The sequence below is a fragment of the Marinobacter sp. CA1 genome, from assembly GCF_020546665.1.
Taxonomy (GTDB): Bacteria; Pseudomonadota; Gammaproteobacteria; order Pseudomonadales; family Oleiphilaceae; genus Marinobacter; species Marinobacter xestospongiae.
Map to the genome: position 1 here is coordinate 2534301 of NZ_CP071785.1, position 16356 is coordinate 2550656.

Below are 16356 nucleotides of genomic sequence, written 5' to 3' on the forward strand. Positions count from 1 at the left end.
ATCGCCCGCATCCCGCCGGTCAGCGGATGATCGGTGACCAGGCTGGTTCACGAACGTCACCTTCAGACGCCGGCAAAGTGTAACTGGCCCCACCATCCGATGTGATTACAGTGAGTACACTTTGACCATCCTGTTTGGTGGCGTAAATCAGCATCCGACCATTGGGTGACACGCTTGGCGATTCATCAAGCAGGGTCCGGGTCAACACGGTCTCTTCGCGGGTTTCCAGGTTGGTGCGGGCGATATGGAATGCCCCCTCGCGCTGATGAACGTAGTACACATACTTGCCATCGCCGCTGGGTCTCGGCCGGGCATTGTAGCGACTGCCAAAGGTCAAGCGGCGCGGTTCGGCGTCAAAATCGTCTTTCACGTAGATCTGCGGTCCACCGGAACGGTCGGAGGTAAAGTACAGACTCTCGCCATCCGCTCCGAACATCGCCTCGGTATCAATGGCCCAGTGATTGGTCAGCCGGGTGAGCGCGCGAGACGCAATGTCCATGCGGTAGATCTCGGCGTTGCCGTCCTTGGACAGCGTGACCAGCAGGGAACGTCCGTCCGGGGACCAGGCCGGCGCGGAATTCAGCCCGGGAAAGCTGGCAATACGGGTGCGACGTCCGGACGCCAGTTCGTGGATATAGATGGCCGGATTTCCGGTTTCAAAGGAAACATAGGCCAGCCGGCGACCATCCGGGGACCAGGCCGGCGACAAGATGGGCTCACGGCTTTCGAGGCGAATGCTGGCACGTTTACCATCCACATCGCTGACCTGCAGCTTGTAGAGCGGCCGCCCGCCTTGCGCCTGCCGGGTGACATAGGCCAGCCGGGTGGAAAAAGCGCCAGGCACACCGGTAATGGCCTCATAGACCTTGTCACTGATGTGATGCGCAAGCGTCCTCAGACTACCCACTGCAGAGTTGGCGGTCTCGCCCAGCAGCCGCTCCTCGGTGTTAACGTCGAACAGCTCGAACCGGGCATTGAGTTGATCGCCCTGGCGACTGACCTCACCTACCAGCAGATAACGCTGCCCTAACAGTTTCCAGTCGCGATAGAACACGTCGTCGCCCCGGGACGGCAGACTCAACATTTTCTCCGGCGACAGCGTGGAAAACTCACCACTCATGGTCAGGTCTGAACGCACGATATCGCTGACACCATCGCCTGCCGGCAAATCGCCACTCTCCTTGAACGGCACAACGGCAACCGGAATCGCACTTTCGACCCCTTCGGTGATGCGGATCAGCAACTCGGCATGGCCAGGGACGGCAAACAGCAGCAAAGCGAGCAGCGCGGATAACGATGGCCAGCGGTGAACCCAGCCTGCCAGACGTGACGGAGTACGGGATAGATCGATGCGTGCCACTGTACTTACCTCAATGCTTCTGGGGTGAATTCGATAGTGAACTGCCGAAAGTAACGCTCAAACGTCTGCTGATCGTCTGGCAATGGGTAGCGGTCAATGCCTCGAACCGCACTCAGGGCTGACTGATCAAAGGCACCGTTGCCACTGCCCCGCACCAGCTCCACCGATGACAGCTCACCGGTCGGGAACAGCGTGATGCGTAACTTGACCGACATATCCCCGGTCGCCGATGGCGGTATGTACCAGGCCTGACGGAGCTTGTCCCGGATCATCAACTGATACTTGTCGCGGTCGCTCATCATTTGCGCTTCACGGGCCCGGGCCGCCGCGGCGGCCTCGGCCTGACGTTGACGCTCGGCCTGGCGTTCCTCGTTGGCCTTGTCCGCCAGCGCCTGCAACTGCTGCTCCCGCAACTGACGCTCCTGTTCCCGACGACGGGCTTCGGCTTCCCGCTGCTCCCGGGCCTGCTGTTCACGTCGGCGCTCGGCCTCCTGCTGGCGCTGGCGTTCTTCCTCGGCCTTGCGGGCCGCCTCCTGACGGCGACGCTCCTCCTCTTCGGCCTGGCGACGCGCCCGCTCCTTGGCTTCCGCCTCGGCTTTTTTGCGGGCAGCCTCTGCCTCAGCCCGCTGCTGGCGCTCACGTTCCGCGGCTTGCTGACGCTCACGCTCTTCCCGGGCCTGGCGCTCAGCCTGCTCCCGCTGACGCTGCAGTTCCCGCTGGCGTTCCTGCTCACGCTGCCGCTCACGCTCCTGCTGACGTTTGCGCTCCTGCTCCTGCTGCTGGCGGTCTGGAACCGGTGCGGGCTCCGGCGGCGCAGCGGCCGGCTCAGGCTGCTGCATCACCAGGGTTGCGGCGATACTCCGCGGCGGCGGCTCGTGGGTTGGCGTGCTCCAGTGCCAGCCGACCAGCAGGAACACCGCCAGAGCAGCGTGCATCCCCAGCGACAGCGCAACGGGCGACTTCCAGGGCGCCTTGTCATTCGATATGTAATCCCGTTCTCGATCGGTCACAGCCTATCCGTCCTGACGGTCCCCGGTGGGCACATCGGTAATCAGTCCCACGCTGCTGGCACCCGCCGCCTGCAGCTCTGACATCAACCGCACCACCGTGCCGTACTCCACATGCTGATCACCACGGACCAGAACGTCTTTGCTGCTGCGCTGGGACAGAATCTTCGCCACCTGCTCCCGCAGCTCCGACAGCGCCATCGGGTCGCTGCCACGATCGCCGATCTCCATAAAGTAGGCGCCATTGGCGTCCACCGAGATGATGATGGATTCCACCTCTTTCTGGGCCTGAATCGGATCGGAGCTGGTTTCGGGCAGGTCGACTTTGACCCCCTGGGTCATCATTGGCGCCGTCACCATGAAGATCACCAGCAGCACCAGCATCACATCGATGTAGGGCACCACGTTGATCTCGGCCATTGGCTTGCGCCGGGTGACCGGCATCATTCCCATGCCTTTCATGCGCTTTCTCCCGGAACCGACCCTCAGGTCTTGCTGTGACTGTCACCGCTGTGGACGCGGCGGTGAAGAATGCTGGAAAATTCTTCGGCGAAGGTTTCGTAGTTCTTCAGTAAGGCATCTGAACGGGCGGCGAAGCGGTTATAGGCGATCACCGCCGGGATGGCGGCAAACAGCCCCATGGCAGTGGCGATCAGCGCTTCGGAGATACCGGGGGCCACGGTGGCCAGTGTTGCCTGCTGAACCTGGGCCAGACCTCGAAACGAGTTCATGATCCCCCAGACAGTCCCGAACAGGCCGATGTATGGACTGGTCGAGCCGACGGTCGCCAGGAACGGCAGATGGTGCTCCAGTCGCTCCTGCTCACGGGAGAAGGCCACTCGCATGGCCCGCTGCGCCCCTTCCATGACCGCATCGGCGTCCCGGCTCTGTTGCCGCAGACGGGAAAACTCCTTGAATCCAGCGCGAAAGACCGCTTCCATGCCTGAGAACGGGGTCGGATTGGCATTGACGTCCCGGTACAGCTGACCAAGATCCATCCCCGACCAGAACTGCTCTTCAAAGGCCAACTGCGCTGCCCGGGCCTTTCTGAAAACCTGCAAACGCTGATAAATCAACGCCCAGGACACCACTGAGGCCAGCATCAACAGCAACATCACCAATTGCACCAGCGGACCGGCATTGGCGATGAGGGACCATACAGAAAGTTCTGACTCCACGTTCTACTCCTGGTTCTCAGGTTGTCGAGTTGAGGTATGTTCGGCCAGCAGAGTGGCCAGATCGTCAGGCAGTCGCCGGGGACGACCGGTATCAAGTGCGATGCAGGCCACGCGGACCGTGGCTTCTGTCAGCACCGCCTGATCCACTGCCCGCCGGACACATTGGCGGAAATCCATGGACACACGACCGAAATCCGCCAATTCCGCCGTCACCAGCAGCTCATCATCCAGCCGAGCTGGCTTGCGGTAGTTGATGGTCAGCCCCTGGACCACATAGCTGATGTTCTCGGCCAGGCCGGCACGCAGGCCAACACCGTGGGTACGCACCCATTCGATACGGGCCCGTTCCATGTAATGCAGATACTTGGCGTGATAGACGATGCCACCGGCATCGGTATCCTCGATATAGACCCGAACCGGCAGTTCAAACCGCGCGGCTGAATCATCGCGCTCAGTCAAGGGAGGCCTCCTCGCGGGACCCGGGGGGAGAGACCCCGAAATGCAGGTAAGCACTGGACGTTACCATTCGTCCACGGGGGGTCCGCACCATGAAGCCCTGCTGGATCAAAAAGGGCTCGATCACATCCTCAATGGTGCCTCGCTCCTCGCTGATGGCCGCTGCCAGGCTTTCCACGCCCACCGGGCCACCATCGAACTTCTCGATCAGCGCCAACAGCAGGCGGCGGTCCATATGGTCGAACCCCTCGCTGTCGACCTTAAGCATGTTCAGAGCCTCATCAGAGACCTGCTCATGAATATGACCATCGTGGCGCACTTCAGCGTAATCGCGGACCCGGCGTAACAGTCGGTTGGCGATTCGGGGGGTTCCCCGCGATCGGCGGGCAATTTCATGGGCTCCACGCTCGTCGATACCGACACCAGAGAGGCGGGCCGAGCGCAGAATGATCTGGGTAAGATCGGCGGTGTTGTAGAACTCCAGCCGCTGGACAATGCCAAAGCGATCTCGCAAGGGCGATGTCAGCAAACCGGCGCGAGTGGTGGCCCCAACGAGGGTAAAGGCGGGCAGGTCCAGCTTGATGGAGCGGGCAGCCGGGCCCTCACCAATCATGATGTCCAGCTGGTAATCTTCCATAGCGGGATAGAGCACTTCCTCGACGGCGGCATTAAGCCGGTGGATCTCGTCGATGAACAGTACGTCACCCTCTTCCAGGTTGGTCAGCATCGCCGCCAGATCACCGGCTTTTTCCAGCACCGGTCCCGACGTGGTCTTGATGGCCACGCCCATTTCGTTGGCAATGATGTTGGCCAGGGTGGTCTTTCCCAAACCGGGTGGCCCGAAGATCAATACATGGTCCAGCGCCTCTTCGCGACGTCGGGCCGCCGAGATGAAGATGTCCATCTGCTCCCGGACCGTCGGCTGCCCCACATACTCCGTCAGCAGTGTTGGGCGGATGGCCCGGTCCTGAACGTCTTCCTGAGGACCACTTTGTGCGGATATCAGACGATCCGATTCAATCATGTCGCTGCCTGTCTGTGTTGGGCCTGCCGCAAAATGCCCTTTATTTTACAAAGGACTCCGACGCTGTCACGTTACGCTGGATTCAGGATATCTGTCCATTATGCAGACAGAATATGCCTACCCTGTTAAGAAACTCCGGAATACGCCCGCTGATCAGCGACCTGCCGGAATCATGTTCTTCAGGGCCAGTCGTATAAGTTCTTCCCGGCTCATGCCCTCACCGGCGATCTGATTGACGGCTTTCGCCGCCTCTTGAGGTTTGTAACCCAGGGCAATCAACGCAGACTCGGCTTCCTCAACCGGGTCCACCGCGGGTGGTGTTGCCGCCGGCAGGGTGGTCGCGGCCGGGTCGGACAGCTGGAAGACGCCCTCAAGCTGCCCGATACGGTCCGCCATGTCGATCAGCAATCGCTCGGCGGTTTTCTTGCCCACGCCGGGTACCTTCACCAGCGCTGCCACATCTCTGGCCTCCACGCAGCGGATGAACTGCCGGGCATCCAGCCCGGACAGGATGGCCAGGGCCATCTTCGGCCCAACGCCATTCACCTTGACCAGCAACCGGAACAGGTCCCGATCCAGCCGGGCGCTGAAACCAAACAGGCTCTGGGCGTCCTCCCGAACGGCGAAGTGGGTGTGAAGGGTGAGCTCCTGACCGGGTTCGGGGAGGTTAAAAAAAGTGGTGTAGGGAATGTCCACTTCGTAACCCAGTCCGTGGCATTCGACCAAGGCCTGGCTCGGGGATTTTTCGACCAACAGGCCGCGAATTCGTCCGATCAACTCAACACTCCTGTCTGGCGTGGACTGGTCAGCGGATGCGACCACCACGGAGCTTGCCGCGATGGTTCGGCTGCTGCAATGCCGCACCGGTACCAACCCGGACCATGCTCTGGTTCATATGGGCATGGCACAGCGCGATCGCCAGGGCATCAGCGGCGTCAGCCTGAGGTTTACGTGACAGGCCCAGCAACGCCTGCACCATGTGTTGCACCTGGGATTTGTCTGCCCCACCCTTGCCGACAACCGCCTGCTTGACCTGGCGGGCAGAATACTCATGGACCGCAAGCCCGCTGTTGGCAGCACTGACGATGGCCGCTCCGCGGGCCTGCCCCAGCTTGAGGGCGGAATCGGGGTTGCGGGCCATAAAGACCTGCTCGATGGCAAATTCGTCGGGGCGATACTCGCCAATCAACGTCGCCAGGCTGTGAAAGATGACCTGCAGCCGCTCCGCCAGCGGCTTGTCACCCAGGCGAACACAGCCGCTGTCGAGGTACTCCAGATCACGCCCTTCGGCGCGGATAATGCCGTAGCCGGTGATGCGGGAGCCTGGATCAACTCCCAGAATGATGGCCAAGACGGCTCCTTACCTTTGCGCTCAGGATGGCGGGTTACTCGCCCAACCGGGCAAGAATGTCATCAGGGATATCCGCATTGGAGTACACATTCTGGACGTCGTCCAGATCCTCCAGCATATCCACAAGTTTGAGAATGGTCTCAGCGCCCTCAAGATCCAGCTCGTCAGAAGTGGACGGCACCATCGTCACTTCCGCCCGCTCAGGCGTCAGCCCGGCGCTTACCAGGGCATCCTTGACGTCCAGAAACTGCTCTGGCGTGGTGACGATCTCGAAGGAGCCATCCTCCTGCTCGGCCACGTCCTCGGCACCAGCCTCCAGTGCCGCTTCCATCAACTGATCTTCCGCGGTGTCAGAGCCACAGTAGAGCAGGCCCTGCTTGGCAAACAGGTAGGCGACGGACCCATCGGTGCCCAGGTTACCACCATGCTTGCTGAATGCGTGACGAACCTCCGCCACCGTGCGGTTACGGTTGTCCGTCATGGCTTCAATCAGGATCGCGACACCTCCGGGACCATAACCTTCGTAGGTCAGCTCTTCGTAGTTGTCGTCGTCCTCACCACCGGCACCCCGCGCGATGGCGCGTTCGATGGTGTCCTTCTTCATGTTGGCGGTTAACGCCTTGTCGATTACGGCCCGCAGGCGGGGGTTGTCCTCGGGACTCCCCCCGCCCTGGCGGGCCGCCACCGTCAGCTCGCGAATGAGTTTGGTAAAGATCTTGCCACGCTTGGCGTCCTGAGCCGCCTTGCGATGCTTGATGTTGGACCATTTACTGTGTCCGGCCATACCTCGCTCCGCTCACTCCTTCTCTTACCAACAACGTTCTCTTGCCGGTTACTCGTCGTCCGACTTGGCCTCGGCTTCGCCAGCTTCGCTCTTCACCGGCGGCTTGCGCAGACGGATGTTCAGCTCCTTGAGCTGCTTGTCGTCGACAGTGCCTGGCGCCTGGGTCATCAGACAGGTCGCGCTCTGGGTTTTCGGGAACGCAATAACGTCACGAATAGAGGAAGCACCGGTCATCAGCATGATCAGACGATCCAGACCAAACGCCAGACCACCGTGAGGCGGGCAACCATACTTGAGCGCATCCAACAGGAAGCCGAACTTGCTGCGAGCTTCTTCGTGGCCGATGCCCAGTACGCGGAACACAGTCTCCTGCATCGCCTCATCGTGGATACGGATCGAACCGCCACCCAGCTCGGTACCATTCAGCACCATGTCGTAGGCGCGGGAGAGCGCTGTGGCAGGCTGGGCCTCAAGCTCCTCGGCACTGCAGGACGGCGCAGTGAATGGATGGTGAATTGCGGTCAGGCCGCCATCCGAGGTTTCCTCGAACATCGGGAAGTCCACCACCCACAGCGGTGCCCACTCAGCTGTGAGCATGTTGAGATCGTGACCTATACGGATACGCAGTGCGCCCAGGGCTTCGTCAACCACGGAACGCTTATCCGCACCGAAGAACACGATATCGCCATCCTCGGCACCGGCACGCTCAACCACCGCCATGGCGACGTCATCGCCCAGGAACTTGACGATCGGAGACTGCAGTCCCTCGGCACCCTTGGCAAGGTCGTTGACCTTGATGTAGGCCAGCCCCTTGGCACCGTAGATACCAACGTATTTGGTGTATTCATCGATCTGCTTGCGGGTCAGCTCACTGCCCTTGGGCACACGCAGCGCCGCCACACGACCTTTCGGGTCTTTGGCCGGGCCGGCGAACACTTTGAAATCAACGCCTTCAACCAGGTCGGCAACGTCAATCAGCTCCAGCGGAATCCGCAGGTCCGGCTTGTCGCTACCGAAACGGCGCATGGCCTCTTCGTACGGCATACGCGGGAATTCGGGCAGCTCAATGTCCATCACGTCCTTGAACAGCTTCCGAACCATGGACTCGGTGATTCCCATCAGGCCTTCTTCATCAATGAAGGACGCCTCAAGGTCGATCTGGGTGAACTCCGGCTGACGGTCAGCCCGCAGGTCCTCGTCACGGAAACACTTGGCAATCTGGTAGTAGCGGTCAACACCAGACACCATCAGCAGCTGTTTGAACAACTGTGGGGACTGGGGCAGCGCAAAGAAGGAACCGTTGTGAGTCCGGCTCGGCACCAGGTAGTCACGCGCACCTTCCGGGGTGGCCCGGGTCAGGATCGGCGTTTCCACATCCATGAAGTCGTTGCTGTCGAGGAAATTGCGAATGTAGCTGGTTACCCGCGAACGGAAACGCAGACGGTTCAGCATTTCCGGGCGACGCAGGTCAACAAAGCGGTAACGCAGGCGAACGTCTTCCCCCACGTCGACATGCTCGTCCAGCGGGAACGGCGGCGTGGCGGCAGCGTTCAGGATGGTCAGCTGCTTACCCAGCACCTCAACCTGGCCGGTCGGCATGTTGTCATTCTCGGTACCGGCAGGGCGACGGCGAACACGACCGGTAATCTGGATAACGAACTCACTGCGGACTTTCTCCGCCAGCTGGAAGCTCTCAGGCGTATCCGGATCGACTACTACCTGGGAAATACCATCCCGGTCGCGCAGATCCAGAAAGATAACCCCGCCGTGGTCGCGACGACGATGGACCCAACCACACAGGGTTACATCCTGATCAATATGAGACTCGTTGATTCCACCGCAATAATGACTGCGCATAACCCTTCCCGTAATGTCTGTATGTGCGTAATTAGCTTGATTGCCCGGGCCGGCCGGGCAGGCGTCAGGGCGCGCGGTCAGCTAGCTGCCGACTCCTTTGAGCCACCCTTGTCGACCAGATTCTTCTTGGCGCCGGTTTTGAAATCGGTCTCGTACCAACCGGAGCCAGATAGCCGGAACCCTGCTGCGGAAATCCGCTTGCGAAACGCCGGGGTTTCGCATTTCGGACAGTCCTTCAACGGGTCCGCGCTCATTTTCTGAATAACGTCCTTCTCAAAGCCACAGGCGTCGCAAACGTACTCGTAAATCGGCATCTTCTCACCTCTCGAACTTGCCTTTACCCCACAACATAACCAACACCGGCAACCCCCTGAATCCGGGGACCCGCCCTGCTCACATCATCGGGTACCGCCTGCTGCCATCCGAGCCTGTCGAGCGTCGCTCAGCCAGCGCCGCCCGCCGATGGCGGACCCATTCTCGAAAAGCGGGACATTATAAACGCATCAGGCTGGAAAATCAGGTTTCCGGCATCACAATCCATCGGGCAGACGGTGATTGGACGGCTCTCTGGGTTGAAGATGACGCCCTTACGGTCTGCCGGTAGAATAGAGCGCCTTTATCGCACATCCGGCCAGCCATTCCCGCCCTGCCACGCTGGCGGTTCGCTGCCTCGTCGCGACTCTCGCAACCCGATCCGAATGGAGGCCCCGTGTCGTCACGAGCCGAACAGAAACTCAAGACCCGCAGAGCACTGATGGACGCCGCACTGTCGCAGCTCAGTGCCGATCGCGGCTTCGGCAGCCTCAGTCTGCGGGAAGTAGCCCGGGAGGCAGGCATCGCACCCACCTCCTTCTACCGGCATTTTTCAGAACTGGATGAGCTGGGACTGGCCCTGGTCGATGAAGGCGGTGTCGCGCTGCGCCAGCTCATGCGCCAGGCCCGCAAGCGCATCGCCCGTAACGGCAGTGCGATCAGCACTTCCGTGGATACCTTCATGGAATATCTGGGCAACAACGCCAACCTGTTCCGGCTGATGCTGAGGGAGAGGACGGGGGTGTCGAAACCATTCCGAACGGCGATCCAGGCCGAGATCGACCATTTCGTCACCGAGCTGGCCGACGACCTGCGCCGCATTGCCGAAGAAGAGAAACGGCCGATTCATGATGGCCGCCTGGTAGCCGAGGCGATGGTCACCCTGGTGTTCAACCAGGGCGCGGAAGCGCTGGACGCCACCGCCCGGGAACGAGAGATCCTGAAAGCCAAGCTGAAGACCGAACTACGCATGATCCTGCTTGGCTCGCAGACCCTGGCGCGCTCACTGCGGAGCTGACACCTCACCACCCCAAACCGCCAGGCCACCCATCACTAACCGGCGGCCTGCACCGCAGCAACGACGGGCGCCAACTGTGCCAGGCGCTGCTCCAGGGCCACCGGCTCATAGGGCGTTGGCGGCTGACGCCCCCACACCGGTCCCGGCCAGGCCGGATCACCCTCGAACCGCACAATGTGGTGCACATGCAGCTGCGGCACCAGATTACCCAGGGCAGCAACGTTGAGCTTGTCGCCATCGAACGCCGCCATCAGCCCCTTGCCCAGCGCCGACGACTCCCGCAGCAACTGGAGCTGCTGCTCCCACTCCAGCTCGTAGGCCTCCCGGATGCCGGGTTTGCGGGGCACCAGGATCAGCCAGGGCCAGGCGGCGTCGTTCATCAGCAGAATCTCGCACAGGGCCGCCTGCCCCAGGGAGTGGGTATCCGCCGCCAGTCGGGGATGCAACTGAAACCCGTCCATCGACCTTACCCGACCTGGAACTGATTGCGGCCACGGCCGATGGCGTAGTAGATCAGGCCATGGCGGGACAGCATATCGGCCTCGTAGAGATTACGGCCATCGAACACCACCGGCTCGCTCAGAGTTGCGGCGATGCTGGCAAAATCCGGGGAGCGGAATTCTTTCCATTCGGTGCAGATCACCAGGGCATCGGCGCCCTTCAATGCCTGCTCCTTGGTGCCACAGAGGGTCAGGCCATCCTGATCGCCATAAATGCGCTGGGTCTCGGACATCGCTTCCGGATCAAACGCCTGGACCTTGGCGTCCGCTTTCCAGAGCGCCTCCATCAACGCCCGCGATGGCGCCTCGCGCATGTCGTCGGTGTTTGGTTTGAACGACAACCCCCAGACCGCGATGACCTTGCCATCCAACTGGCCCTGGAAATAGTGGCTGACCTTGTCGAACAGCACGTACTTCTGGGACAGGTTGACAGATTCGACGGCGTTTAGCAGGCGGGCCTCGTAATCACAGCCTGCTGCCGTGCGCGCCAGCGCCTGCACATCTTTGGGGAAACAGGAGCCACCATAACCGCAACCGGGGTAGATAAAATGGTAGCCGATGCGGGGGTCCGAACCGATCCCCCGGCGTACCGCCTCTACATCGGCGCCAAGCCGTTCGGACAGGTTGGCAATCTCGTTCATGAAGCTGATCTTGGTGGCCAGCATGGCGTTGGCGGCGTACTTGGTCAGCTCCGCCGAGCGGATGTCCATGAAGATCATCCGGTCGTGATTGCGGTTGAACGGGTAGTAGGTTTCCCGCAACAGCTCACGGGCCCGGTCACTGTCGGTACCCACCACAATGCGGTCCGGCTTCATGAAGTCGTTGATGGCCGCGCCTTCCTTGAGGAACTCCGGGTTCGACACCACATCGAAATCCAGCTCCAGTCCGCGGCGATCCAGCTCCGCACGCACCGCATCCCGGACCTTGTCACCGGTACCAACTGGCACCGTGGATTTGTCCACCACCACTTTGTAGCCATCCATGTGCTGACCGATGGCACGGGCCACCGCCAGTACATATTGCAGATCCGCCGAACCATCCTCATCCGGCGGCGTACCAACCGCAATGAACTGCAGCTCGCCGTGAGCTACGGCCGCCTCGGTGTCTGTGGTAAAGGACAGCCGGCCGGCCTCAGCATTGTGCTTGACGATGGGCTCCAGGCCAGGCTCATAAATGGGAATCTGCCCGCCGATCAGCTTGTCGATCTTGGCCTGGTCGACATCCATACAGACCACATCGTGACCCACGTCCGCCAGACAGGCGCCAGTGACCAGACCAACATAGCCGGTACCAAAAATGGTGATTTTCATGGGTGTTGTCCTAACTTAACGAATCAATGATTGGTGGAATGGGTCGCGCCGTCCGCCTGCTTACGCTGCCACTGGCGCTCCCAGTCCAGCGCGGTACGGACAATGACCTCAAGGTCATCATGCCGGGGCGACCAGCCAAGCACGCGGCGAATCCGCTGGTTGTCGGCCATCAGCGCACCGGGGTCTCCCGCACGCCGGGGCGACTCGGCAACCGGAAAGTCACAGCCCGCCTGCTGACGGACAACATCGATGACCTCTCGCACGGTAAAGCCGCGACCATACCCGCAGTTGAGCACATCGGATTCGCCACCAGCGGCCATGTGATCAAGCGCCATGACGTGGGCACGCGCCAGATCCTCAACGTGAATGTAGTCACGGACGCAGGTGCCATCACGGGTGTCGTAATCCGTGCCAAAGATGCTCATGCCGTCGCGCACACCGGTCACGCACTCACAGGCCACCTTGATCAGATGGGTGGCCTCAGGTGTTGCCTGTCCCAGTCGACCGTCCAGATCCGCACCGGCCACATTGAAATAACGCAGGATGACATAACGCAGTGAGCTGGCCGCAGCCAGATCCATGATCATTCGCTCACTCATCATCTTGGAGGCGCCGTAGGGATTGATCGGCGCCAGCGGGAGGTCCTCGGTCAGCACGGTCTGCTCCGGCATGCCGTAAACCGCTGCGGTGGAGGAAAATACCAGATGGGGAACCTGATACCGCTCTATCGTGGCAAGCAGATTCAATGTGTTACGGGTATTATTTCGATAATACTTTAAAGGATTGGCGACCGATTCCGGCACCACGATGTGAGCCGCAAAATGCAGAACCGCCTCAAACTGGTGGTCGCGGAACAACGCGTCAATCGCGTCTTCGTCCGCCAGATCGCCAACAACCAGCTCACCATGGGTCACCGCCCAGGCGTAGCCAGTGGAGAGATTGTCAAAAACGATAATGTCGTGGCCGGCCTCGCCCAACTGGCGAACAACGTGGCTGCCGATATAACCGGCTCCGCCGGTAACCAGAACCTTCATGGGTAAGCCCCTGCTTCTTCCCTGCTGAAACCCGGGCGATCACACCTGAGACGAGTCGCGCCGCTTGCGGCGGGCCGCACGACGGTCAGCAAAGAAACCACTGATCAGCTCGCTGCATGTCTCCGACAGTACCCCGCCCTGATGCTCGACACGCCAGTTGAAGGCGGCCTCTTCCAGGGTCCGACGGGTGGAGACCACCGCTCCCGCCTTTGGCTCACAAGCGCCAAACACCAGACGGGATACACGACTGTGCACGATCGCACCGGTACACATGGTACAAGGCTCAAGGGTGACGTAAAGCGTGGCCCCGGACAAGCGATAATTGCCCACGCGGGCCGCCGCATCCCGCAGGGCCCGCATTTCAGCATGGGCAGTCGGATCGCAGCCGGAGATCGGCGCATTGAATCCGGCACCGATCTCCTTGCCATCGCGAACCACCACCGCCCCGACCGGCACCTCACCGGCAGCGGCCGCCATCCTGGCCAGAGCCAGGGCGCGCGTCATCCAGCGCTCATCCTCATCTGATGCACCCACAACCTGCCCTCAAACCGCTCTGTAAACAGGCTCGCGATTATACGGCAGATCATTGGCGATTCAATCAAAGCCCCTTACTGTCCCGTCTCGCTGATTCCTCAGCCAGACCGGACACTAGAACCGGCCGCGCAGGCTTACGGTCAGATTGCGGGGCTCACCATAATATCCGTGATTATAGACAGGCACGGAGCTGTAGTACTTCCTGTCGAAGACATTGTTCAGGTTGACGCCTGCCGACACCGACTCGCTGAAGTCGTACCCAAAACGGAGATCCATAATGGCGTAGGCCCCCTGCCTGGCATTTTCGCCATTGGGCCCCTTGCCCTCGGCAACCGTCTCACTTTGATAGCGAATGGCACCACCGACCGTTATCGCACGCCAGTTGTCGGGCAGACGGTAATTGCTGCTCAGGCGCAGCATCTGCCTGGGCTCTGACCTCATGACCTTGTTGCCATCGACGTCTTCCGATGTGCGAAAGGTGTAGCCGGCGGCAATGTTCAATCCGGTGTAGATCTCACCGTTCAGCTCAGCTTCAAAACCCTCGGAGGTGACGCCATCCACCAATTTGTAGCGCTGCTCGTCACCGACCCTGACATCAGGCTCAGATACGTTGGATTGCTCAACCCGAAACACGGCGAGGGAGCTGTTCACGGTGCCGTCGAAATGCTCGCCTTTTAGGCCAAGTTCATAGTTGGCCCCTGATTCCGGCTTCAATACGTTGCCATCCCGGTCCCGGTTTCCAGTCGGTTTGAACACTTCGGTATAGCTCGTGTAGACCGACCAGTCATCGGCAACATCGTACATCAGCCCCGCATAGGGTGTAGAAACACCACTGTGGTCATAGCGGGCGCCCTCAACCCCCTCGTCCCTCCTGGTGTACTCGTAACTGCTGATTCGGGTTCCCACCAACAACGTCAGATCATCAACAAGCGACCAGCGACTGTTGACGAAGCCTCCCCACTGATCTGTCGTCCAGCCTCCCGTGCTTTCGGCCTCGCCGTATCTCCCGGGGTCAGGAGCGGGCCAGTCGAAGAAGTTACCCACCTCGACCGCGGGGTCCTCATACCAGGTCCTGGCGATGGTTTCTCTGGATTTGCTCCATCCCACAAGGAGCTCGTGTTTACGCCCCAGAAACCTGAACTGCCCGTCAGCCGTAGTTGACAGACTGGTCAGATCACGCTTACTGCTAAAGCTGTTGGGGGAGACGCTCAAGCCTTCTCCGGTTTGTCGATTGAGGTGCCCGGACATGTACAGCAATTTATCCGATTCAACCTCACCGTTGAGATCACTTGCTGACAATTTCACCTGCCAACCGCTGTTGAATCGATGCGTCAGGTCAGCAAACACGACGGTACGACGGTTATCCTTGGTGGACCAGGGCGCGGACGTGGTCACATTGCGGCCAAAATGGGTCGGAGTACCATCGTCGAAGAAAAAGGGCACCGGCTCACCGTAGGTGGTCCCTTCAACGTCCTGTGCCTGGTAATCGATACCAATGCCCAGAACCGTGCCGGGAGACAGGTCGGCCTCAACGATCCCATAGGCAACAGTCTTGTCGTTGCTGTAATAGTCGATATAGGAATCGCGACTGTCATAGGCAGTAACAAGCCTTCCACGCACACGGCCCGATGCCACCAGACTCCCGGAAAGATCCCCCTGCAGGCGGCCCGCATCCCAGCGTCCACCGCTGGCCACCAGCTGGCCCTGGGAGTCCCGGGTTGGACGCTTTCGTACCAGGTTAATCGAGGCTGAAGGACTGGCAGAGCCACTCAAAAGTCCAGCGGCGCCGCGAACCACCTCAACCCGATCATAGATGGCGGTGTCCGACAACAAATCCGCACTCATCAGGCCGTAGGCGGCGCTCGACACCCCATCAACACTGATGTTTTCAACCTTGAAGCCTCTCGCCGTGGGGAAAGCCCTGTCCGTTTCAGCTCGATTGACGCTGATTCCCGGCGTATTCGCCAGTACCTGGTCCACCGTTTCCAGCGAAAAGTCATCGATCTGCTGACGGGTAACAACGGTAACGGACTGGGGCGTCTCCCGGAGAGAAAGCTGTAAACCAGCGGCAGAACCGGAAGAACGGGGAGTGTACGAGCGCGTCGATTCGGTCGCCGCAGCCATGGATGCGCCCTTGATCAACAGAGTCTCCAAGAACTGACCGTCATCCTCACTGGTCAACTCTATCGTCACCGAGTTGTCGCCGGTGAATCTTGCAACCAGCCCGCTGCCGGCCAGCAAGCGCTGCAGGGCGCCACGGATCGTGAAGCTGCCCTGCAGAGCCGGCGCCGTGTGACCGAAGGTGGATTGTTCGGTGTAGAGCACCTGAATCCCCGTCATCGCAGACAGCTCGGTGATTGCCTGAGGCAACGGCTTGGCAGGAATATCGAACAGGTAAACCGGCTGCGACTGGGCCGCAGCCTGAGTCTCGCCGTTGGTCAGGTCCCACGCCACCGCCGCACCGGCCGTCGCCACGGTTAACGGTATCGCCAGCGCAATCGCAGCCGCCAGGCTGTTGCGTTTGCCGGGAGGTGTCACCGCCCCGGCCCCTGTCCGAACAGCTGACCGGGAGTTGCTATCCTTCACGTTGTGTCTGCCTCGCATCGTCATATACCCAAATACTATTGAGAA

The 16356-nt window shown here is 60.6% G+C and carries 17 protein-coding genes; 1 reads left to right on the plus strand and 16 read right to left on the minus strand.

Translation table 11 applies throughout. The features are described 5' to 3' along the window. Positions 1-19: 19 nt before the first annotated feature. The 11 genes from tolB to J2887_RS11640 form a co-directional block, all read right to left on the minus strand. Positions 20-1285 carry a Tol-Pal system beta propeller repeat protein TolB gene (gene tolB / locus J2887_RS11590; RefSeq protein WP_227176108.1) on the minus strand — a complete coding sequence of 422 codons (1266 nt, stop codon included), beginning with the start codon at positions 1283-1285 and terminating at the stop codon, positions 20-22. Between the two features lie 80 nt (positions 1286-1365). Further along, positions 1366-2370, minus strand: coding sequence for a cell envelope integrity protein TolA (tolA, locus tag J2887_RS11595; RefSeq protein WP_227171290.1), 1005 nt, complete (start codon positions 2368-2370; stop codon positions 1366-1368). Positions 2371-2373: 3 nt separating this feature from the next. Beyond that, positions 2374-2829, minus strand: coding sequence for a protein TolR (gene tolR, locus J2887_RS11600; RefSeq protein WP_227171291.1), 456 nt, complete (start codon positions 2827-2829; stop codon positions 2374-2376). A 23-nt stretch (positions 2830-2852) separates the two neighbouring features. Further along, positions 2853-3545, minus strand: a complete 693-nt coding sequence (gene tolQ, locus J2887_RS11605; RefSeq protein WP_227171292.1) for a protein TolQ — start codon at positions 3543-3545, stop codon at positions 2853-2855. A 3-nt stretch (positions 3546-3548) separates the two neighbouring features. Next, complete coding sequence (gene ybgC, locus J2887_RS11610; protein WP_324197195.1) at positions 3549-4004, minus strand: tol-pal system-associated acyl-CoA thioesterase; 456 nt, start codon at positions 4002-4004, stop codon at positions 3549-3551. Further along, positions 3997-5025: a Holliday junction branch migration DNA helicase RuvB gene (gene ruvB / locus J2887_RS11615; protein WP_227171293.1), complete on the minus strand. Its 1029-nt coding sequence runs from the start codon at positions 5023-5025 to the stop codon at positions 3997-3999. The genes ybgC and ruvB overlap by 8 nt, the downstream gene beginning before the upstream one ends. 153 nt (positions 5026-5178) lie before the next feature. Continuing rightward, on the minus strand, positions 5179-5802 hold the full coding sequence (gene ruvA, locus J2887_RS11620) for a Holliday junction branch migration protein RuvA (RefSeq protein ID WP_227171294.1): 624 nt from the start codon (positions 5800-5802) through the stop codon (positions 5179-5181). A gap of 28 nt (positions 5803-5830) precedes the next feature. After that, a complete protein-coding gene (gene ruvC, locus J2887_RS11625) occupies positions 5831-6376 on the minus strand; it encodes a crossover junction endodeoxyribonuclease RuvC (RefSeq protein WP_227171295.1) in 546 nt (181 codons plus the stop codon). 34 nt (positions 6377-6410) lie between these two features. Beyond that, positions 6411-7160: a YebC/PmpR family DNA-binding transcriptional regulator gene (locus J2887_RS11630; protein WP_227171296.1), complete on the minus strand. Its 750-nt coding sequence runs from the start codon at positions 7158-7160 to the stop codon at positions 6411-6413. A gap of 48 nt (positions 7161-7208) precedes the next feature. Beyond that, positions 7209-9017 carry an aspartate--tRNA ligase gene (gene aspS / locus J2887_RS11635; RefSeq protein ID WP_227171297.1) on the minus strand — a complete coding sequence of 603 codons (1809 nt, stop codon included), beginning with the start codon at positions 9015-9017 and terminating at the stop codon, positions 7209-7211. A gap of 77 nt (positions 9018-9094) precedes the next feature. Further along, positions 9095-9331 (minus strand): FmdB family zinc ribbon protein, encoded by a 237-nt coding sequence (locus J2887_RS11640; protein ID WP_227171298.1) that lies wholly within the window; start codon positions 9329-9331, stop codon positions 9095-9097. A 395-nt stretch (positions 9332-9726) separates the two neighbouring features. Here J2887_RS11640 and fabR point away from each other — a divergent pair, with 395 nt between their 5' ends. Continuing rightward, positions 9727-10347 carry an HTH-type transcriptional repressor FabR gene (fabR, locus tag J2887_RS11645; protein WP_227171299.1) on the plus strand — a complete coding sequence of 207 codons (621 nt, stop codon included), beginning with the start codon at positions 9727-9729 and terminating at the stop codon, positions 10345-10347. 35 nt (positions 10348-10382) lie between these two features. On the opposite strand, the gene J2887_RS11650 is transcribed toward fabR, so the two are convergent. From J2887_RS11650 to J2887_RS11670, 5 genes are all read right to left on the minus strand, one after another. Continuing rightward, a complete protein-coding gene (locus tag J2887_RS11650; RefSeq protein WP_227171300.1) occupies positions 10383-10808 on the minus strand; it encodes an HIT domain-containing protein in 426 nt (141 codons plus the stop codon). Positions 10809-10813: 5 nt separating this feature from the next. After that, positions 10814-12157 carry a UDP-glucose dehydrogenase family protein gene (locus J2887_RS11655; RefSeq protein WP_227171301.1) on the minus strand — a complete coding sequence of 448 codons (1344 nt, stop codon included), beginning with the start codon at positions 12155-12157 and terminating at the stop codon, positions 10814-10816. 23 nt (positions 12158-12180) lie between these two features. Further along, the gene (galE, locus tag J2887_RS11660; RefSeq protein WP_227171302.1) at positions 12181-13191 is read right to left on the minus strand and encodes a UDP-glucose 4-epimerase GalE; all 1011 of its coding nucleotides are present in this window, start codon (positions 13189-13191) and stop codon (positions 12181-12183) included. A 39-nt stretch (positions 13192-13230) separates the two neighbouring features. Then, complete coding sequence (gene tadA / locus J2887_RS11665) at positions 13231-13725, minus strand: tRNA adenosine(34) deaminase TadA (protein ID WP_267461600.1); 495 nt, start codon at positions 13723-13725, stop codon at positions 13231-13233. Positions 13726-13839: 114 nt separating this feature from the next. Further along, positions 13840-16335 carry a TonB-dependent siderophore receptor gene (locus J2887_RS11670; RefSeq protein WP_227171304.1) on the minus strand — a complete coding sequence of 832 codons (2496 nt, stop codon included), beginning with the start codon at positions 16333-16335 and terminating at the stop codon, positions 13840-13842. Between the last annotated feature and the right edge of the window lie 21 nt (positions 16336-16356).